General features: G+C 36.4%; 18 protein-coding genes. 9 read left to right on the top strand and 9 right to left on the bottom strand.

All coding sequences use genetic code 11. From position 1 onward, the window contains the following. Positions 1-143 precede the first annotated feature (143 nt). From IM793_RS12810 to IM793_RS12775, 8 genes are all read left to right on the top strand, one after another. Positions 144-1280 (top strand): caspase family protein, encoded by a 1137-nt coding sequence (locus IM793_RS12810; RefSeq protein ID WP_193421918.1) that lies wholly within the window; start codon positions 144-146, stop codon positions 1278-1280. Then, positions 1262-2572 carry a hypothetical protein gene (locus tag IM793_RS12805; RefSeq protein WP_193421916.1) on the top strand — a complete coding sequence of 437 codons (1311 nt, stop codon included), beginning with the start codon at positions 1262-1264 and terminating at the stop codon, positions 2570-2572. The genes IM793_RS12810 and IM793_RS12805 overlap by 19 nt, the downstream gene beginning before the upstream one ends. A 7-nt stretch (positions 2573-2579) precedes the next feature. Further along, a complete protein-coding gene (locus tag IM793_RS12800) occupies positions 2580-3680 on the top strand; it encodes a ComEC/Rec2 family competence protein (RefSeq protein WP_193421914.1) in 1101 nt (366 codons plus the stop codon). A gap of 242 nt (positions 3681-3922) precedes the next feature. Further along, on the top strand, positions 3923-5251 hold the full coding sequence (gene dndC / locus IM793_RS12795) for a DNA phosphorothioation system sulfurtransferase DndC (protein WP_193421911.1): 1329 nt from the start codon (positions 3923-3925) through the stop codon (positions 5249-5251). Then, entirely contained in the window at positions 5245-7383 is a 2139-nt protein-coding gene (locus IM793_RS12790) for an AAA family ATPase (protein ID WP_193421909.1), read from the top strand. Before dndC ends, IM793_RS12790 begins: the two co-directional genes overlap by 7 nt. Then, complete coding sequence (locus tag IM793_RS12785) at positions 7373-7768, top strand: DndE family protein (RefSeq protein ID WP_193421907.1); 396 nt, start codon at positions 7373-7375, stop codon at positions 7766-7768. The genes IM793_RS12790 and IM793_RS12785 overlap by 11 nt, the downstream gene beginning before the upstream one ends. Before the next feature lie 65 nt (positions 7769-7833). Next, positions 7834-8646, top strand: a complete 813-nt coding sequence (locus IM793_RS12780; RefSeq protein ID WP_193421904.1) for a restriction endonuclease — start codon at positions 7834-7836, stop codon at positions 8644-8646. Between the two features lie 31 nt (positions 8647-8677). Further along, a complete protein-coding gene (locus IM793_RS12775; protein WP_193421902.1) occupies positions 8678-9469 on the top strand; it encodes a hypothetical protein in 792 nt (263 codons plus the stop codon). A 79-nt stretch (positions 9470-9548) separates the two neighbouring features. On the opposite strand, the gene IM793_RS12770 is transcribed toward IM793_RS12775, so the two are convergent. The 9 genes from IM793_RS12770 to IM793_RS12730 all read right to left on the bottom strand — a co-directional run bounded on the left by IM793_RS12770 (position 9549) and on the right by IM793_RS12730 (position 18703). Beyond that, positions 9549-11276, bottom strand: coding sequence for a DGQHR domain-containing protein (locus tag IM793_RS12770; RefSeq protein ID WP_193421900.1), 1728 nt, complete (start codon positions 11274-11276; stop codon positions 9549-9551). Further along, positions 11276-11791: a hypothetical protein gene (locus IM793_RS12765; RefSeq protein WP_193421898.1), complete on the bottom strand. Its 516-nt coding sequence runs from the start codon at positions 11789-11791 to the stop codon at positions 11276-11278. Before IM793_RS12765 ends, IM793_RS12770 begins: the two co-directional genes overlap by 1 nt. 1 nt (position 11792) lies before the next feature. Continuing rightward, positions 11793-13952, bottom strand: coding sequence for an AAA family ATPase (locus tag IM793_RS12760; RefSeq protein ID WP_193421896.1), 2160 nt, complete (start codon positions 13950-13952; stop codon positions 11793-11795). Positions 13953-13980: 28 nt separating this feature from the next. Next, positions 13981-14193 (bottom strand): hypothetical protein, encoded by a 213-nt coding sequence (locus IM793_RS12755; protein WP_193421894.1) that lies wholly within the window; start codon positions 14191-14193, stop codon positions 13981-13983. Next, positions 14190-15635, bottom strand: coding sequence for a DEAD/DEAH box helicase family protein (locus IM793_RS12750; protein WP_193421893.1), 1446 nt, complete (start codon positions 15633-15635; stop codon positions 14190-14192). The genes IM793_RS12755 and IM793_RS12750 overlap by 4 nt, the downstream gene beginning before the upstream one ends. Positions 15636-15735: 100 nt before the next feature. Then, entirely contained in the window at positions 15736-17085 is a 1350-nt protein-coding gene (locus IM793_RS12745; protein WP_193421891.1) for a DGQHR domain-containing protein, read from the bottom strand. Beyond that, entirely contained in the window at positions 17075-17659 is a 585-nt protein-coding gene (locus tag IM793_RS12740; RefSeq protein WP_193421888.1) for a hypothetical protein, read from the bottom strand. The genes IM793_RS12745 and IM793_RS12740 overlap by 11 nt, the downstream gene beginning before the upstream one ends. 29 nt (positions 17660-17688) lie before the next feature. Beyond that, a complete protein-coding gene (locus IM793_RS12735) occupies positions 17689-17865 on the bottom strand; it encodes a hypothetical protein (protein ID WP_193421886.1) in 177 nt (58 codons plus the stop codon). Between the two features lie 604 nt (positions 17866-18469). Next, positions 18470-18703, bottom strand: coding sequence for a helix-turn-helix transcriptional regulator (locus tag IM793_RS12730; protein ID WP_193421884.1), 234 nt, complete (start codon positions 18701-18703; stop codon positions 18470-18472). Between the two features lie 785 nt (positions 18704-19488). Here IM793_RS12730 and IM793_RS12725 point away from each other — a divergent pair. Further along, a complete protein-coding gene (locus tag IM793_RS12725; protein ID WP_193421882.1) occupies positions 19489-19785 on the top strand; it encodes a hypothetical protein in 297 nt (98 codons plus the stop codon). Positions 19786-20072 lie beyond the last annotated feature (287 nt).

The raw sequence follows: 20072 nt of genomic DNA, 5'->3' as shown, positions 1-20072 counted from the left end.
AATATGCAACTTGCAGGGGTAAAGCCCGATGCAACACGTGGCTTTCATTGGATGCTTGACCCTCAATCGCAATAGGGTTATTATGCAAAAATAATGATTGGTTAAAGTTCTAAAATAATTTATCTTTATTGTTTAATTTACTTATGGCTCTCATTTTTAATCTTACTCATGCTGAACCCTCAATTCATGCTTTTATCATTGGGATTGGTGCTTACCCTTACTTGGCTGGGGGCGCTACCCCTAGAAACCAAATTTTGGACGGTGTATCCAAAATCGATCAATTAATTAGTCCTCCACTGTCGGCAGTGGGATTTTACAATACTTTGATAGATCTTAATAACAGTGGTAACCTTTCGTTTCCTTTAGGAAGTGTTGAGTTCTTTGCTTCAGAAATACCTGGAAGTAATTTAATTCCTGCTGAGCTACAAAGCGATGAACCAAACCGCCTGAATATTGCAAATGCATTTGACGCTTGGGTTAATCGCTGTGAATCTAATTCTAAAAATTTGGCCGTATTTTATTTTTGTGGTCATGGTATCCAAGACGGCGACCATTATCTTTTGACCTCTGATTTTGGTCAAAGGCCAAATTATCCATTCGAAGGGAGCTTCAATTTTGACCAAACCATGATGGCCTTAAATCAGCTCAAAATCGATCACCAAATATTTTTTGTTGACGCCTGTCGGTATATTCTACCCGGGATGTTAAAAGCGCCACAGACCGTTCAACCTCTTTTATTTCCTAACAGATTAAAGAAAGATAGTGAATTTTGCGCTGTTTATAAGGGTGCAGCCGCTAATAATGGTGCATTTGCAATTCCAAATCAGGTATCCTTTTTTACCAAGGCAATCATTAACGGCTTAAACGGAGCGGCATCAAAACTTACTAACGGACGCTGGGTAGTCTCGACATCAAATTTAGCGGACAATCTTGAATCATTGATGAACATTGAAAAGGATATAGATGGAGATATGTTAAGGTCGGATAAGTATTATAGCAAGTCATTTCCTTTAACCACTTGGAATGACCCGACCAATAGGACGGTGATTTTAACTTGTAATCCCGATCATGCATTGCCTGTTGCGAACCTCCATTGCGTTGATGTGGACGGAATTATCAATCATACTAGGGGGCCAGAAAATGAAAAGTGGAAATTTGAAACTCCAGCTGGTTTTTATCGTATTAACGCCACATTTCCTGGGGGATATGATACGAAAAATAGAAATATAAATGTCGAAAAACCAATAAATGAGGAAACAATATGGTGCAACGTAATTTAGAACGAGAAAGAAAATGCATTGTGGTTATTTCTCTTCAATCGCACTTGGAAGGAATAAGTATTCCAAAGCTTGTACAGTTATTAACTCCTAAACGAAGTATTTTATATCAAGAGTGGGTGACAGGAATAAATCAGGAACTTGGAAGTTATTATCCAGGTATTTACTTGCTGAGGATTACTTTGCCATCTGGGATAAGCAAGGATAGGGTTATTAAGCTAGAGAGTAACAAGACTGTAAAATTTGATTTTGATTTAAGGCTAAATGATGTATCTGCCGACCTAGAGTGGGCTTATTATGCAAAACCTAATATAAATAGACCAAATCCCGACCGGAAGGATTTCAAGGATAATCCCTTATTTACAGAAATAAGAGTCCTTACCAATCAAAATGGCACTTGGCGTATTGAAGAAACTTTATCTGATAGATACCTTTCTGTTCCTATAGATGAATTGGGCAGAGTATTCAAAGTTAAAACCAATAGTTTTTATCAGATGCTTGAAATCCGTCCCGTTGAACAGTTGCCCATATATGTCAGACTTCCTCCAAATAATAGAATCAAAATATTAATTCGCGCTCAGGTGAGTAGTCAACCCTTACGGCACCCTATAGAAGTTGTAGTGTCAACAGAGAACTGGAAAATGGAGACTGTTTTACAGGTAATAAAAAAAGGTGCCCTTAAACTAGCGGAAGATTTCTTGGAACAACAAAGTGCTGAAAATTTGCTTCGAGAAAAATATGTTGACGCTACTGCTGCGGCAATTGGTGCCTATTATCTTTATCTAACTGGTACTTATAAAAAGAACGTCGAATGGTTTAAGAATCTGGCCAATGATTTTCCGTATCTTCCTGATGGTCCCGTTATTTATGCCTCCCAGCTTATCAATAAGGAAAACCCGTCCAAAGCAAGTATCAATCTCTGTCGACAGTATTTGTTATTAGCAGTTGAACGAGGACTTCCTGTTTACACTATCGGTTTCAAGATGCTTAGAGAGGGGCTCATCAAAATGTCGGGATATTTTGATAGTCAGGATTTTAAGGTTAATAGAGCCCTTCGGATGACTGATCATTATCATCGAATGATAGACTATACCAAAGATTTAACCACTTTGATACCAGTGACTGCTCCCAGCTCAAATGACCAACTTTATGAATTATATTCTGTGGTTCCAGGAGGAGCGGGGAACTCCGACTATATATGGACATCAACGGCGGACTTTGTTTTTAGCGACAGTAAAGATGATACTGAGGAAGAGGCAGTACATGAGGAGGAGCAATGTGAAACAATATTTTAGTAATGATATGGAACAGATAGATAATCCTGTTTTGGAAGCCCCTGGATATATTTTTCAATTAACTTCTTTTCCCGCAACTTGTGGAGACTCCTTTTGGTTGACCTATGGTACGTTAGATGATCAGCATCACGTCTTAATTGACGGAGGCACTGCAAGCGGGGATGCCAATATCGGAAAACATATTGAAAAGTTACCGAATAATTCTGAACTGGAATTAATGATTGTTACACATTATGATTCAGACCATATTGAAGGAATCCGTAAACTATTACTTGCTGATAGCTTACCTATCCATATCAAAGAGATCTGGTTTAACGACTACGATAGATTGGATACCTCTATTGAGCTCGAAACATTTGGCGCCAGAATGGGAGAAGAGCTCGCTATCTTGATTAACAAACATGATATACCCTGGAATATTTCTTTCAACGAAAAGGCCGTTGTTATTTCTTCGGAAAATCCTAAATCTCTGCCAATAGTTACTCTTCCGGGAGGCCTGAAGCTTACTTTACTTTCACCCTATCAAAAACAGCTCAGTGAACTAAAGCCAGTCTGGGAGCAACAAATTCTCAATCTGGATAAGGAAGCTGGCTATGGAGCAAAGATTGGAAAGAGGAAACTTGAAAATTTTGGCTCAACAGCCCCAGAATTTGAAAAACTATGGAAAAATACGTTTTCAGGAGACAACGATGAAGGAAATGGTAGTAGCATTGCGGTGCTGGCGGAGTTCAACGGCAAAAGTATCCTATTCTCTGCTGATGCTTTCTCAGAGGTAATCATGAAGTCTCTGGATATATTGGAAAGAAAAAAAATTACTCTACTAAAGGTCTCTCATCATGGTGGTTCTAGGAACACAGACCCTAAATTAATTGACCAAATAGATTGTAGGCATTTTCTGTTTTCAACTAACAAAGGTAGCAAACCCACCGAACAGACTTTAGCTTATATCCTCAAATCTACCCAGAATCCAACTTTCTATTTTAATTATAAAAGCCAGAATACCAAGGATTGGGAAAATGATATTTCTAAAATGGAATATGGTTATCATACGCAATACCCATCTGAGGAGGCCCTTTCAATTGATGTCCATAAAATTACTGAAGATTGATAACCTAGAAATATTAGCCCTTCATATCATTGTCAAAAAATACTCTGTCATGCTGTAAGGTGCTATTAATCAGTTCCTGCATAATTGTACCGGTTGATATGTTAATAAATAGTCCGCCTAGCTAAGAAAATATGTAATATCTTTATCCTATCCTATTAATTTATTAGGCAATAATAAGTCAAATTGAAAGGCTTAAGTTTTTACTATCGCAAAATCTTGAGGCTTTTATTTTTCTAAAATATATGGCTTTAGATATAAAATTCCTCTTAGAAGAAATTACCGATCAATATTTAAGTGATGAAAACCCACGCCCATGGATTCTTGGGTTTTCTGGAGGTAAGGATTCTACTATGCTCTTACAGCTTGTTTGGTACGCGTTACGAAAAATTGACCCGATTTTAAGAAATCGGCATGTTTATGTTGTCTGTAACGATACCTTAGTAGAAAATCCCCGTATAGCCAAATTTATCCATGTCACCCTTGAACGTATTCAAAACGCGGCTGCAAAAGAGGGAATGCCAATCAGCGTTCATGAAACAAGCCCGAGATTGGAGGATACATTCTGGGTGAATCTTCTAGGGAAAGGTTATCCTGCTCCCAACAATTCTTTCAGGTGGTGTACAGATAGGCTTAAGATTGATCCAACTACCCATTTTATCCAATCTAAAATATCGGAAGTGGGTGAGGTTATCATTCTCTTAGGTACACGCAAAAATGAAAGCTCAAATAGAGCCAGGAGCATGCAAAAAAGCAAGATACACATTGACGGAGAGCGCTTAAGGAAGAATACCAATTTATTGAACTCTTATATTTTTGCACCTATTAGTGATGTTTTAACTGATGAGGTATGGATGTATCTCCTTCAGGTCGATCCCCCTTGGGGCGGCACCCATAAGGAGCTTATTACACTTTATAGAAATGCATCAGGAGGTGACTGTCCGTTGGTGATGGACACCACCACGCCATCATGCGGGAAAAGCAGGTTCGGTTGCTGGGTTTGCAGTGTTGTTAAAAGGGACAAGTCAATGGAGGGGCTGGTAGATAATGGTGAGGAATGGATGGAGCCGCTGATCGAATTTAGAGATATGCTTGTAGATTACCGGAATGACCGTACTTGGCGGCAGATGTGGAGAAGGAATCAGGATCAAGATGATGCTGATCCTGAAAACTGGGGACCTTATTTACCTGAAAAGCGTGCGTTTATGTTAGCTGAGTTGCTTAAGGCACAGAAGATGGTGCAGGAGGAGGATCCAAATCTGATTTTAATAAATTATCAGGAGCTGGTCGCCATACAAGTCACTTGGCATAGGGATTCGATTTTTGATTTCAATGTAGCTGAAATCTATAATGAGATTTACGGAACTCAAATTAAGAAAGAGGAATTTTCTGATGATCAGGTCTTCGAAAAAGATTTGCTCAAAGAGGTTTGTGCGAGCAATGATGATTTTAGATTGATTAATGAACTTTTGGAAATTCAAAAATCAAAAATCATCCTGGTAAACCGCTACGGTATACAGAATGATCTTGAGAATCATATCATTTTTGATAATAACAGAAGAACAGCATGCTAATTGATAAAATAATACTCTCAAACTTTAGGGCTTATCAGGGCAGGCAGGAGCTTTCACTTTCATTGAGCCCTGAAAAACATGTTACTGTGATATCGGGTCAGAACGGATTCGGAAAAACGTCACTGCTAACAGGCTTGGTGTGGGTACTCTACGGGAAATTGATGATAGATGTTGATGAGCGATATCGCAAAGAGATTCAGGAAAGTGGGGGATACGGTAAGTATTCGAACAAGCTGATGAACAGGAATGCCCTGGTAATCGCACATGAAAGCGAAAAAGTTTTACTGGAGCAAATCGACCTTAGCGAAAGCATCCTCCAGAAGCGAAGACTAAAAGAGAATATTGATGGGCTTTACAGTTTCTCCGTTAGCATCAAACTAACCAATATCATGATCCCGCATTTGACCTGTAATGATGTAACCATTATTAGAAGTTACAATACGAGAAGCCAAAAGGAAGATCTTCAGATTTTAATAGATGGAAAGGAGAATGAACTCACCCAGACCATAGGGCTGGAAATTTTTATAAACGATTTCATATTGCCAAAGGAAATTGCAAAATTTTTCTTCTTTGACGCTGAAAAAATTACCGCGCTGGCGGAAGTAAAAAGCCTTGATGAAAAGCTCTATTTCAGTAAGGCTTACAACGAGGTTTTAGGTATCAAAAAATATACAGATTTAAAGACAAATCTTGAAAACCTGAAGATTAAAATAAGCAAGAAATCTGCTTCGAAAGGAGATCTCAAAAAGATTGATGACCTTCAGCATATCTTAAACGACAAAAGTCAACTGCTTGAACTTACCAAGGAAGAACTGCTACAGAAAGAGCAGGAATGGACTGTCAAGAAAACTGATCTCGCCGAAATTCAGGAGCGACTGGTTAGACTGGGAAGCGCTATGACCAATCGGGAGATTCTCGAATTTAGAAAACTTAAATCTGAACTTGCTGAGTCCATTGCTAAGAATAAGAACAGGTTTAATGAGCTACTGGAACTTGCTCCTTTTGCGATGGTGGCATCAAAAATGGAAAAAGTAAATCAACAGCTTCAATTGGAGCAACGCAATCAGCATACTGACCTGATCAATAATCTTCTTTCAGATAAAAAAAGGTTACTGATTGGAGCTTTGTCTGAGCTAAAGCATATCAATGCAGATGAAGTGAAGCAGGTTGTTGATGAGATTCTTTCTCCTGAGCAGGCAGAATCGGCAAATCTACTTTTAAGTTTTAACACAGATCAATACAAACAGTTCTCAGCAATACATAATAACCTGAAAGAGGCCTATGCGCGTTCGCTGAGGTTGCTAATTGCTGATGGAAAGAAATATACCAGTACCTATAATATTACTCAGAAAAAATTAAAGGATGCCGATCTGAAGGCAGGTGACCCCATAATAGGAAAGCTCAAGACCAGGCAAGAGGAACTTCATAATGCCGTAGAACTACTTTGGGAAAAAATTATTGAGCTTAAAATAGATACTGGTATTCTGGAAAAAGACATCTCGACGGTTCGAAAACAGCTCTCAGAGCATACTAAGCATATCAAAATTGAGCAGCATGACCAAGTTAAAGCCCAAACTTCTGAACGACTAATCAAACAACTGGCTGATTTTATCCTTCAGCTTAAACTAAAGAAAAAAGCTAGCTTGGAGAAGAACATTAAGAAAGAGCTTAATCTTCTCATGCACAAGAGTAATTTTGTAGATATGGTTGAGGTGAGAATTGATGGAGATTTAATCGATATAGAACTATATGATCGGATTGGTAATATTATTAACAAGGATGGCCTTTCGAAGGGAGAGCAGCAGCTCTATGCAACTGCTTTATTGAAAGCCCTTGTTACGGAGTCTAATATTAATTTTCCGGTTTTTATAGATAGTCCATTACAAAAACTCGATAAACGTCATGCCTCAAATATTTTGAGACACTTCTATCCGAATGTTTCCAGCCAGGTAGTATTATTCCCTTTGCTGGCAAAAGAATTATCCGAAGAAGAATATGAGATCCTTTTGCCAAAGGTTGGCAAAAGTTACTTAATTAGGCAAGACGAACAGCAGTCCTCTACTTTCAGTGATCTTTACCCTAGTGATCTTTTCAGTCAATTCAATTCAACTCAAGCAGCCTATGTTCAGTAATATTAGAACATCAAGAGCAAATAAGGAACTCGTGACCCAGCTCACCAATAAGCTAAATTTGGGAGCAGAGAATACAATAGCGAGATTAGCATTTAGCTATTCGTTAGCGAAAGAGCAATATTTGGATTTGACGAAAATTGAGGATTCCGCGGGGAAGGAATATAGCACAAAAGTATTATTTGGCAATTATACTGATATCTACGTAGCGCTGATATGTGTGCATTATAATATCCAGAAAGAAGACAAGGATGTTGGTCGCTACATCAAGATGCATATAGATGATGGCTTAAAACTTATTGAGAAGGATGTTGATGCGAAAAACCATATCACTGGAAACGACTTCTTAATCAACGAAATTGAAAAGGGATTAGACCTCGCAAAATAATTCTTCCATTTCTTCAAAGTTTATGAGCTAATTTGGGATTACAAATAAGTTAAGTATTTTTAGTAATGCCTAAATCGACAATCAATGACGCAATCAGAGAAGTTTTCAAGAGAGAAAACAGGCCATTACGTGTCAAAGAAGTTTTCTTAAGAATTCAAGAAGACAATCTTTACGAGTTTAAAACAGAAACTCCTGAGCATGTTGTTAGAACGGCTTTAAGAAGGCATAACGAGAATCTTGATTTAGCTTCTGGTAGACCAGATAAACTTTACGTTACTTTAAATGATGGAACCTATTGGCTTAAGGATGCAAAACTGCCAACATCAACCGTTGCAGTGGTTGAGCAGAAAGATGAAAAGCTTAAAAGCACTCGTGACAATCTGCTGAAATTACAGCAAGAACATATAGCAACCTTCAAAGACGCTTTACTCAAAAGGTTAAAAAATTTAACGCCTAGCGCTTTTGAGTTCTTTTGCAAAGAACTTTTAAAAGCTTATGGTTTTGATGACCTTGTAGTTACAAAAGCGTCTAGGGATGGCGGGATAGATGGGTATGGACAACTTAAAATAGGCCTATCGCATTTGAGTGTAGCTTTTCAATGTAAAAGATGGAATAAGTCCCATATTGGACGTAAAGAGATACAATCTTTCCGAGGAGCTACAGTTACACGCTATCAGCAGGCGCTATTCTTTACCACATCTGTGTTTACCGCAGATGCAAAAAAGGAAGCTCATGGAGAGCCTCTCGGTATTCCTATGGTATTATTTGATGGAAAAGAGATAGTTGATATAATGATCGAACGTCAATTTGGAGTGGAAGTTCAAGATTTGAAAATTTATGTTGATGCGTTAGATGGGGTTGTAGATAAAGGAGAGTAAATATTTTTTCAGATTAGCAGTCAATACGTGGATGGATTGTAATAACCCAATAATTTGTAGTAAACACGGTACTTTGGTATCTTTAAGTGAACATTGTAATAACTTATTTAGGTTTTTTCGGTCAGAGCACCCTTATGATGATGATCCGGTCCGAAATTGGTTTAAGGTATCTTCAGGTATAAAAGGAATCGATTACGACGAAGGGATGTTTGATATTACTGGTAGTTGGTGTCAGCCTGCATTTGCGTATGATGAAGCAATGACAAAACACCTCAGTGACCTTATTTATCAGTTGACAAATTTTTCGCTGATATGGGGTGGTTTTGAATCATTTGTCGAAAATTTGGACTTACCAGATTGTCCTCATCAACGAGGTAAAATTAATAAGGCATCATACTTTTTAAAAGAAAAGTATGATTCAAATTTTAAATTGCCTGAGTACTATAAAAATCTGGTCACAATGCTTGAGAATTATTTGAAATTATCAGCTTCCTTTACACCAGATCCGACTTACTTCACCCGTAGTGATTGTGCAGGCAGCTCAGGGGCGGGGATTACCATAGTAAAAAAAATCCGCAACAAATTTGCTCACGGGATATTTGATTTTGGAGAACCTGCTCAATACGAATCAACGGGGATATATCACGGCAGAATAATCCACATCAGTTGCCGGATTGTGTTGATTACAATTCAGATGATATTGGTAGCCGTATATAAACAAAATCATTTTAATGTAGAGAAACGCAATGAGCAGTTCGAAGAAGGAACATTAAATTCTCAGGATTTTCTATTTAATTTACATCTGCGAAACTATAACAGTTAATTTAGTATAAACAGATTCTTTTGACTTAACTAATTCGTTAATTATAAATTTTTCAATTCGGCATATAACTTCACTTGTTCTATTCTGTTTTCGACATTTCATTCAAAAAGGCATATACGTTGTCTGCATTCGCATGAACTCCTGGAATTTGTCCATGTTCTTTAGGGAAACAAGGCAACTTATCGGTTTCTAAAATTTTAAAAATATTACCTCGCACAGTTTGAATTAGGTCCCTGATTTCTTCCATGGTTTTGTCTTGATTTAAGAATTGAAACCTGAAAAATCTTGCAAAACCACAAAAATGTTCTTCAGTTATCATTGCGCTTTCTGAATTTGCAATCCAATCTTTTACAAAGGTTCGTTTTACATATCCAAAAAACCATTCCACAAATTTGACGCTGCTTTTTAGTATTTCTGCATCATTGACCAATTCTAATTCATACCTTTTTTTAATCTGTTCGGTATTTAATACCAGTCCATCTGTTCCTTCTCCGCGCAACAAAGGAATTAGTTCTTGTTCTATGATTTTAATTATATGTATGCAGGGTTTATTCAAATTACTATTATGTTGCAAAGTATTAGTGGCGAAGATGGTATTCAATACTTTCCCTTTGTCTAAGCTCAATATTAATTTTCCTGCCATGGCTCCTAAATCTCGATCCCCGAGAAGATCATATTTTATAAGATACAGCAGGTCTTGACTTACAGTAGCTTGAGTTGAATTAATCTCACAGAAAACTTTAGCTGCGTGTTTGGTTACTTCACCACTTTCAACATCACGAAATTTTATTGCGGTTGCTAAAATTTCTGCTTCTTCTCTTATTACGTCTGTGACCTCTGGGTGTGTGTATGCAAATAGGCGATGTTGTCCATCGATAATATCTATAGAGCTAAATTTTTTAGGAATTGTAAGCTTTCCATCTGCTGTTTCCTTGCATTCTTCTGAAATGGAAAGGGTTATAGTATTAGGAAAGGTCTTTTTTTTATTTCCTTTTATAAAATGCTCTGAAATGTTCGCCAGTTTTTCATCGATTAGCAGACGTTGATAGTTACCTGTTTTTTCTTTGGTCTCCATACTAAATGGCAAGCCTTCATATCTGGATACCCGGGCAATTTTTAATAACTGGTTTATTTTAAACTTGATCAGGTAGACATCTGCCTTATTTGTTTCACTTCCAGAGATATATTTCCCGTTTGCTTTTATGTACTCAACTGAAAACTTTTCATCTGCGTCGCCGAGATCTACAGGAGTAAAATCAAGTAATGACAAAAACTCATTTTTAGCGAAAGGCCCAATTGAATTGGTCAATTGCCGAAGGTACTCCAATTGTGTTGGTTTAATAAAATATAGATTCGGAAAGATTTCCGGGTAGTCTGCGAAGTCAGCTCCGCTATAACTTCTTAATTCGAAATCCGGTTGGATATTGATAAAGACGAATTTAAAGCTGTTAACTTCTTCATAATCATCAATTTTGTCTTCTGATACACCAAATAATAAAAATTTCTCTTTTAAAGAAAGGTGTTTATTTATGGTGAAGATTTGAACATTCTTTAAAAATTTTCTGATTTTCTCTCTGTATTCATTTTTCTCGCTAGTAATTTCAAAAAAAACAGCTGTTTTATTAATCCTTAATACGCCGTCAATTTCCAGGTTGTGGCCATTGCCTAGCGCGGGGTCAATTTGTTCTAAGCCGATTTGCCCCATTGTTGGAAAATATTCCGCTAGGCCAAGAGAGCTTTTTATAAATGTTTCAAGCCACTGTTCCAATTGTGGCCCTGTGAGTTCGTTAAAAGTTGGTAGCGCCATCAGTTCAGAGATTTACCTTCCGCAATTTCTTTGAGGAGAATAGTGAATGCGAATGAATCATTGAAAAAATAAGGATTAGAATCAAATTTTTCTTGTATCAAGCTAAATCCTCCATTTGCATATTCTTCCATAATGTCAATTAGCTTATTGAATTTTTTCTTCACTTCATCATCACTTTCATGTTCCATTAGCTGGAAGTCTAAATCAATCTCTTCGATTGTAGTTGAATGAGAAAGTAATAACATCAGGATATAGTTTACTATTCCATCACCATTCCATTTCTCCAATGGAGCGAAATCGCTTTTTTCAGAGCTTGAGTCTGGTAGTGGAATTCGAAGCCTCCTGTGAAACCCAAGCATAAATGCGTATTCGAATAACTGATAAATTGGTCCAAATTGAACAAAGTCACTTTTTCTTGCTCCCTTGTTAGCAAATCTTTCAATCAGCGTGGTTCTGTTGGAAGCGTAGCGTGGTTTTCTTTTCCTGATATAGGATAGCCATTCATTGCCATTCATATTAAAATCTTTTAATAATGGTTTCTCTAAATATTTGTGGTAATTTTTCGTTAACGAGGTTCATATGCAAACTCCCCGAACCGGATCTTATTTTCATTAATACCTCTTCGCCAATTTCACTTAGCTTATTTGGTTGTGAATCATCATATAAATCTTTGACCATAATTATAGTTTGGTTAAAGACATCTGGCACATGTTCGAAAAAACCCTGTATAAAACCTCTGCCGAATGATGAAAGTGGTGCATCGGCAATCAAAGGGTAGTCTAACAAGCCCCGGTCACTAATCGCAATTATTGCCATGATTACCGCAAGCTTTTTCATTCTTTGAAAACCTTCAGACAAGCCATACATTCTATTATTTTGGTCATCTCTGATATCAATTGAATATTTATCCTCGGATGAGGGAAAAATCTTTATGTTTCCGCCATCTCCAGTATTTGAAATAGTTAATGAACGATAGAATTCGTTTGACTTATTTTCCAGATCTTGAATAATTCGTGAATACATAATCTTTTTGGTTGATTTGGAAATTTCAAAAACATCATCCATTACACTGTTCCTATCAATAAAACCTTTTTTTGTCTTTCCTTCTGTAAGGTTCTCCAAATCCTTTTCAAGTTTCTGAATCAGAATATTCAAAGCCTCTACTTCCTCTTCACAATTTTTGATCGACGCTTCGTTTTTTTCAATTCGGCGCTCTGCTTGCCCATAGATATTAACAACGAATTTGTCTTCTTCAGTTTCTTTTCCCCCAAGGCCAATTAAGTCTTTCAGCATTTCTTCAGAGCTTTTTCTCAACCTAAGCTTTTCTTCCCTAAAATTTTTATCCCTTGCCCTTTGATTGATTAAATCCCCAGGAATAGAAATTAGCTGGTTGTAATAGGCGCTAGAAGTTTGCATCAGTTCATCAAATATCCTTGAGAAATTCTGCTTACTCACCTGTGTTTTCTTTGGCGTATGTTGTTCTAATACCTGCTGCATGTGATTCCATGGGGCAGAATCCTTCTTTGCGTCTCTTCCGCAAACGAAACAACTCTCTTCTGCGAGCATCTTTCTTAAAGAATATGAATCAGGTGACCCCTCTGGAAGCTTACTTAGAAAAACTTTTGGGTTTTCACTAAAGTCTTTAATAATCTGTTTTTCTTTCTGATAATCGAGGTATCTGTCTCTGAGTATGTGAAAACTTTTTTCATAATGGGCGGTGTTATAAAAAAGCCAGATGTTCTGATTGTCAAAGAACTTATCATTTAATGTATTAAGAAATGAGGAATGTTCCTTGTCTAATAATTCTATCTGTTTCTCTACCTGCCGCTGATCAGAACGTATTTGTTCTCTTTTTTGGGCTCCGGCGAGTAAATTGAATGCTCTATCCCGCTCTTTTTTTGCCTTTAGTAGTTCTTCATTATACCTGAATAGCTCCTTTTGTATTCTATCTAATTTCGATTTGTTATTGTCTCGTTCAGCAACTTTTGCGTTGAATTCCTGTCCTTTCCCTGCAGCTTCTCTGTTTGCAGATGTAAGCTCCTTGTAGCCCTTACTATGTAGATTTCTAGAAATTGTGATTAACCTTTCTATCTTTGACGCATTTGTTATTGTATTTATTGCCGCCTCAAGGCTGTCTGAATCTTCAAAATCGATTATCGCGTCAACCTCTTCCCCTTTAAGCAAGGCATATTGCAAAAATTCTGGTCTAAGAATTTTATTTATTATATTTTTTATTTCATCAGCATCATTTACAAGCCTATAATCCAATAATGCTAAATCCATTTTTGAAACTTTTCGTTCAATTGCACTGCAATACCAGGTTTCAGGATCTGTAGGACTATTGTCATTAATTCTTTTAGCCCAGAAGTATTTTTCAACTTCATATTGAATATTTTCTTCAGTAAAATTAATTTTAATTCCACATTTTATTTCGTTCTCAACTAATGTTTCATTTTTAGCCTTATCTGAGACTACGTGGGCTTTAAAATTGTCGATTGATACATCTTTATCTTCAGTTGCATCAGAATTGATGACTTTATCTTTTAGGATCCAGCAAAAAGCACTGAATAACTTTGTTTTTCCAGCACCATTATCAGCAATTATGACATTCAGTCCGGGATTGAACTCATAAAGGTTGTCTTCGTATTCACCATAGTAATTGAAAAAATTACTCATGGATATTGAATTTATAATACTAGGCATATTATATTTTAAAAAGTGAGCGAATTTGAGAGTTTACCGTAGTTTCCGGTGTTTCGTTTTCTATTCCAATAACGACGAGTTTTATAGCCTCAATGATCTCATATTCTGTTGGGATAGATAAACTCATTTGGCTTAGTTGCTCTTCGGTTAGCCCATATTTAGTTGTCAATATGGGATTCTCTAACATCACCTTAAATATTTCATTTGCTGTCATTCTTCTAATTCAGTTATAATGGTATCTAAATCGAGTTGATAATAATCACATATGGGTGCTAATGCTTCTTTTGCATCATAAAAATTTTCAGATAGTTTGGCGAAATAGCCAACTCGTGTAAGTTCTGTTTTAACCAAATTTCTTTCTATTTTAAAAAAGGATTTGTCTTCGCCTGAGAGTATTTTTGGTATAACAACCATGTCGTAGATAAGGGCTCTGGACTTATCTTTGTGGTTTCTTAAAAGTCGCCCTCTCCTTTGAATAAATTGTCTTGGGTTGCCGGTACTTGCTGTAAAAATCCCTATAGCCGTTCTAGGGATATCTATTCCCTCGTCAAGGCAGTTTATAGCCAGCAGTACATCAATTTCCCCCTTTGCATATCCATCCAGCACTAGCTCTCTGTCTTCTGTTTCCCCTAAGTAGGCATGCGTTCTGGTTTCGGGAGATTCCTGATTGAAGATCTTTTGCATTTGACGGATCATACGTACATTATCCTGTTCATCTTCATTTGCACTGGTTTGATAATCTCCTGCCGGTGCATATGTGAAACAATATCGCAATGGCTCCCGCTGTTTGATTTTTTTTATAATGCCAGATAGCGCATCAAGTTTATTTATTGCTTTATTGATGATCCGCTTTCTCTTTAATAATAAAAGTTCAGTCTGTGAATCGGTACCATTGTCCTGTGAACTTCGGGCTATATGCAACGCAAGTTTTTTCGAAATTTGAATATACTCCTTCATTTCTAAAGTGTTTAGCTCCACGACCACTGGATAATATTCATACTTGCAGAGAAAACCTAAATCAATTGCTTTGTCCATGAATAGACTGAAGCAATAAGGTGACTTATCATTAAAAAAGGCTTCCATGGCCATACTACCTTCCTCATCATATTGCCGCTTTGGTGTTGCTGATAATCCAATTCTCTTTTTTAACCCGGTAATTTTATCTAGGTGCGATTTAATCTGCTTTTGTCCAAGAGTGTGGGCTTCGTCGGCAATTAATATAGTGTCTTCTGGTAAACTGTTTAAGGTGCTAACAAAACCATGGTTAGTCAAGGAACGGTAAGTTGATATAATAACAAAATTACTGTCGAGACCAAATCTAAAGTCGTTTGATAATTCCTGAATACCCTGTTTCCAGTTGTATTCAGAACTTATAAGGTAGTGGGCATCGAAACCCCAAAACTTTGTTTCTTTTGCCCATTGTTCCAACAGCGGCTGTGTGGGAACAAGAATAATCATATGGTAATTGCTTCCCCCATGTTTGATTGTCTCCAAATATTCACGGTAAGCGCAATAAAGGGAAGTCATGGTCTTTCCTGTACCTGTAGCCATAGCAAAAATGCCAGAGCAATTCCTTGAAAGCCAGTTTTCATAGGCGGTCTTTTGGTAATCTCGTATGCTTACCCCTGTTGGAATTGTTAATTTAGGCTTGTTCAATTTTTATAGTTATTTCTTTTAATTTAAATTTATGCTAAACTGAGAAGTGAGGTCGTTGCTCCTTATTATAAGGAATGAATCATATATATACTCTTAATTTTTAGTTCTCATTTAATAGCTCTGTTAATTTTGCTATTCTCTCATCATCTTGGTTTATTGCAGGCCAAATTTTTAATGACATATCAAAATATAATACTCTTTTACTTCGTCCCGTATATGGATAACGCCTAGCATCTGCAAAATTTAGATGTTTAGCTCTAATTAAATATCCTTTATAAATAGATATTTTATCTCTTTGGTTATCATCTTTGACTTCCTTTAAAATGTCTACCATAATTGATATTAATGCTTGATATCCTACTGTTGTATGTAAAATATTTTCTGGCTTAGTCGAATTCTCATCTAAATCCCAAATACTTATCTCATCAGAAACAAACACCTGTCTAACAGCTGCGAAAAATGAAAATAAAATATCTAATATATAATTGTCTCTGTTATTAGCGTAATATTTCCTGAATGGAAGATCGTCATTACAACCTTTTTTAAGGTCTTGCCTCGGTTTAAAGCGATCTCGTTCCGACTCTGTTAAGTTAGCACTTATTAAATCAATAATTGATTTGACCATACCAGCCTGAGTCAAAGGTGGACTTTGATTCCTATCATATTTTCCACCATACAATTTTATTCGATTGTAGAAAGGGGATTTTTCAAAACTATTAAGGGTCAAAACTGTTTGTAATGCGGTTTTTTGGGGCGAGTCCTCACTAGTTAAGCCAAATAAGCTGTAAACTAGACTTTGCGGAACGGATTTTTGAGTCCTATTTATTGTTGAAAAAATCATCGCTTGGAACTCTAAAGTAGGATCAATAAAAAATGTAACAGGCAATTGAATATTTTGAAGATTCTTAAGGAGCTTTGTTTTTGCCTCAAGGTTTTTTTGTAATAAAACGTTATTTGAGGTAGACACAATTTTGCTAATGTCACTAATTTCTTTTGTTAATCTAGCAAATGCAGCTTCAATGCCATTTATCCTATGTTGTCCGTCTATTATTGTTAGAAAAACATCACCTTCATCCTTCGTTAATTCAGAGGACACTTTTGGACTTAAAGTAATATGAGTATTATTGGAATTAGCATCTTCCTCGAATAATTCTATAACCGCATTTGGAAGCGCGATTACCAAATTTGTTGGGAATATTGCATCGGGGTCATCTAATAAAAAATTGACGATTTTTTCTACACGTGATTTGTCAACCTTTCTTTGAATTTGTTTATTGTAGATAGGTTTGTTATTTTCATCATAATTAACGATAAGCCTTTCAGTATACTTTGTAAATGAAAGTATATGTTTAATCGTAAAAATACCTAAGTAGAATTCCTGGTTATTTTGAATAACCTTTTTTGCATTAATTAAAATACTCCCTGTAGAGTTTTGGTTATTATTCTCCATACTTTTCAGATAAGTGTTTTTTATTTTCCTTGGTCTCATCATTCATTACCTTATCAAATGTTTTGTCGAGAAAATTTTCTTGTAAGAGAAATAATCTTCTAGATATATATGATGATGCAAATATTAATGAAGACGAAATGATAATTAAAACTGCCAGGGCTACCCAATTAGAAAAAGGATTATTTATTACTTGCACGGCAAATAATATAACACCTAAAACAAGAACTGCAAGAGAATACCAGAATAACTTGGTTCTAAGCATGAAGGTGTTATTACCAAATCTCTTTTCTTGTTCTTTATTATATTTAAAAAGATGCGTACCAGTAGAACTGATTTGATTAATTGCAATAAGCGGAAGGCTTCCGTTGATAATTAAGTTAAAATAACTGATAATGTTTGCTCTATCGTTACTAAATGACACGAAGCAAATAATAGCTAACAGTATAGTAGCAAAGGGAACAATTAGATTGGGAACTTTCCAAAGGCTATTTTCTTCTTTATTACCATCCTCTATTGTGTCTAATAATTCTTTTTCAGAACTATTAATAATGGCAATTTTAATGTTTTTAAACATGTATGTTAGTCTTATTAAAATAATCTACCTTACTCACCTAGCTTTAAATCTGTTAAAGGATATGTTTCTATGCCTTTGCCGTATCTTTCAAAATCACTATAGCCACAAACAGCATAACCATTCTTAATTTCTAAGACAGCCATTACTCCTTTGATTTTATCGATTTCTTTATCTTTGTGTCTTACCCTACTTCCTTTTGCTATCATTATAATTTTTATAAAGTTTATTTAATCTATTATATACAGGTTTTGTCTTCGACCCTTTCTTGCTGTATGTTTTCTATCCGTCTTTTCAATGTCTTACCTAAATATTTATTTGAAACGATTTATTATTTCACCTGCAAAAAAGCTTTCTCTTTATTTTTCAAGACTGCTTATCGCAATTTCCTCAATAGAGAATCCATTATGTCCTTCAAAAATGATAGCCTCCCATAAAAGCCTCAATCATGCATTAATGCTCAGAGTTAAAACAATAGGGGGGAGCTTGTTTTTCCATTCATATTTCTCAACCGCTCAAACAAACTCCCTATTTCTTTCACCATGCCTATGTTCTTTATTTTTCCTTAATTCCATCAACTCTTGTTGATGTAGCGTAAATTTAAATATTACACTAATGTTGTTTATATTTATATAGTCTAATCTACACTACTAACGATGGAGAATTTAAGAAAAGGCCTTTCAGACATGCTATCTCTAATTATTCCGAAAGAAAACGATCAATGCTATTCCTGGGGCGAAATTGCCCTTGGTATGTTACTTTTATCGATTTTTCTTGCAGCTTGTTTTCTTGCTTCTATTGCCAGATAAAGACTTAGTTATCTTTCTTTATCGGCACAAATAATTTCTTCACATCCACATTCAATCCCTCTGCAATATCTAATAAAGTTGAAAACATAAAATCTTCCTTTCCGTGTTCAATATCACTTATTTTTGAGCGATCACCAGAAAATTTATCAGCTAATTCTTGTTGAGTTAAACCAGCCTTCTTTCTATAAGCTTTTACGTTTAAACCGATAATTTTAAATATATCTGTATGCTTCTCCACTTTTTATTAAAAATATTTTGTGGTTTTATTGCCACGTATAGTATTTATTATTATATTTGTTATCAGTTATTTATAGCGACAAATAGAGTTGGGGTATAACCTGGCTTTAACGATGTCACTCATGAGTGAAAACCGTCAAATTTTCTGCATGAGATGATCGTGAGTTCGCCGTATCTATTGAGTTTTGCTATCTTCGCGATATCTTATATTCAATAGGGCGGACTTCATGTTAGTCTTTTGCAGAACTTAGGCCTAGGCTTAAGCGGTTCTTGACGGTACCACACTCAAAAGCATTGAGGTTCGCCCTATTGGTTTAACCAATCTGGTTTCCTCCTGCTTTTATTGAGTCCGCATCGTTTTACATAAAAACAACCGTTTATGAAAACGACAAAATTAACCGCCATCAAATTGTATCACTTCCAGGAAGTGGTACCAAAGTTTTCCCTTAAACTCTTATTAAAGAACGTTATTTGTTCACCATCGTAAAACGCGTGCCGGAATTCCAGGTATAAACTAGCCCAATAAAAAACAGGGGTTGGTGTGAGAGAGCGCACTGATTCCTGGCGGGTTAATTTAGCTTGGTACCAGCCCTTATTGCTATTAGGCAAGGTGCAGTACTATGGTTATTCGCATTCCCAAGGTAGGTATCTTTTTTCTAATTACCAATACGGTTAACCGTATCTGCATGTTTTTATGCGGAGGGGCTGGTTTTTGCCTGTTTTTTATAGGTGAATAGGGGCGCTTCGCCTATTCAATTTCCAATTTAGCATTTCTGATCCTGTACCATGAACACCAATAACCGTTATCTGCCGCTTTTTTTTCTCTGCTGGGCTTTTCTGTATACGCCATTGGCTTTATTGGGTGTTTTGCCTCTAGGCTGTAGCGGGGATAATGTAGCTGCAGGGCCGAAGCCTGGTTCAGGGCAGGTTTTGCAAAGGGCAGGCGGGGAGCTGGTGAAGAACAGTAATTTTGGTTGTTTACTATCTGTTTATGATCCTGTTCCCGGTATTTGGGAGTGCGGGGAAGACCATGTTGTTCCTTTTTGTTTAACGGATACTCCCCCCCGGTATGGCACGAAGTAATTATTATGGTTTCGATCGGCTGTATGCCTTAAAACCGAAGAACCCGGTGTAGCGTGCTTTAGCCCTGCTTTTCTGGTTCTTAACCGAAACAGGTTCTTTAATAACGGGCCGGCTTGGCAGGGATTATCGCTATTTATATTTCAACTAACCAATACTAACCATCAGCTATTTTTGGTATGGCGTTTTTATGCCAAAAATTCTAAACAGTTTAAGGTAATCCATGCCGGTTCCGCCTGGTCCGCAAAGCAGGTACGGCAGGCTTTAGTTCGGTTTTTATGCCGGCTAAA

This window comes from Pedobacter sp. MR2016-19, assembly GCF_014947265.1.
Taxonomy (GTDB): Bacteria; Bacteroidota; Bacteroidia; order Sphingobacteriales; family Sphingobacteriaceae; genus Pedobacter.
The sequence above is the reverse complement of the archived record's forward strand: the minus strand, read 5'-3'. Positions and strand labels throughout refer to the sequence as shown.

Coding starts and splice junctions, on each gene's coding strand:
- IM793_RS12740 (WP_193421888.1), bottom strand. CDS start 17,659: ATGTTTAAAAACATTAAAATTGCCATTATTAATAGTTCTGAAAAAGAA.
- IM793_RS12800 (WP_193421914.1), top strand. CDS start 2,580: ATGGAACAGATAGATAATCCTGTTTTGGAAGCCCCTGGATATATTTTT.
- IM793_RS12785 (WP_193421907.1), top strand. CDS start 7,373: ATGTTCAGTAATATTAGAACATCAAGAGCAAATAAGGAACTCGTGACC.
- IM793_RS12765 (WP_193421898.1), bottom strand. CDS start 11,791: ATGAATGGCAATGAATGGCTATCCTATATCAGGAAAAGAAAACCACGC.
- IM793_RS12755 (WP_193421894.1), bottom strand. CDS start 14,193: ATGACAGCAAATGAAATATTTAAGGTGATGTTAGAGAATCCCATATTG.
- IM793_RS12805 (WP_193421916.1), top strand. CDS start 1,262: ATGGTGCAACGTAATTTAGAACGAGAAAGAAAATGCATTGTGGTTATT.
- IM793_RS12790 (WP_193421909.1), top strand. CDS start 5,245: ATGCTAATTGATAAAATAATACTCTCAAACTTTAGGGCTTATCAGGGC.
- IM793_RS12735 (WP_193421886.1), bottom strand. CDS start 17,865: ATGATAGCAAAAGGAAGTAGGGTAAGACACAAAGATAAAGAAATCGAT.
- IM793_RS12770 (WP_193421900.1), bottom strand. CDS start 11,276: ATGGCGCTACCAACTTTTAACGAACTCACAGGGCCACAATTGGAACAG.
- IM793_RS12760 (WP_193421896.1), bottom strand. CDS start 13,952: ATGAGTAATTTTTTCAATTACTATGGTGAATACGAAGACAACCTTTAT.
- IM793_RS12745 (WP_193421891.1), bottom strand. CDS start 17,085: ATGGAGAATAATAACCAAAACTCTACAGGGAGTATTTTAATTAATGCA.
- IM793_RS12725 (WP_193421882.1), top strand. CDS start 19,489: ATGAACACCAATAACCGTTATCTGCCGCTTTTTTTTCTCTGCTGGGCT.
- IM793_RS12780 (WP_193421904.1), top strand. CDS start 7,834: ATGCCTAAATCGACAATCAATGACGCAATCAGAGAAGTTTTCAAGAGA.
- IM793_RS12775 (WP_193421902.1), top strand. CDS start 8,678: ATGGATTGTAATAACCCAATAATTTGTAGTAAACACGGTACTTTGGTA.
- dndC (WP_193421911.1), top strand. CDS start 3,923: ATGGCTTTAGATATAAAATTCCTCTTAGAAGAAATTACCGATCAATAT.
- IM793_RS12810 (WP_193421918.1), top strand. CDS start 144: ATGGCTCTCATTTTTAATCTTACTCATGCTGAACCCTCAATTCATGCT.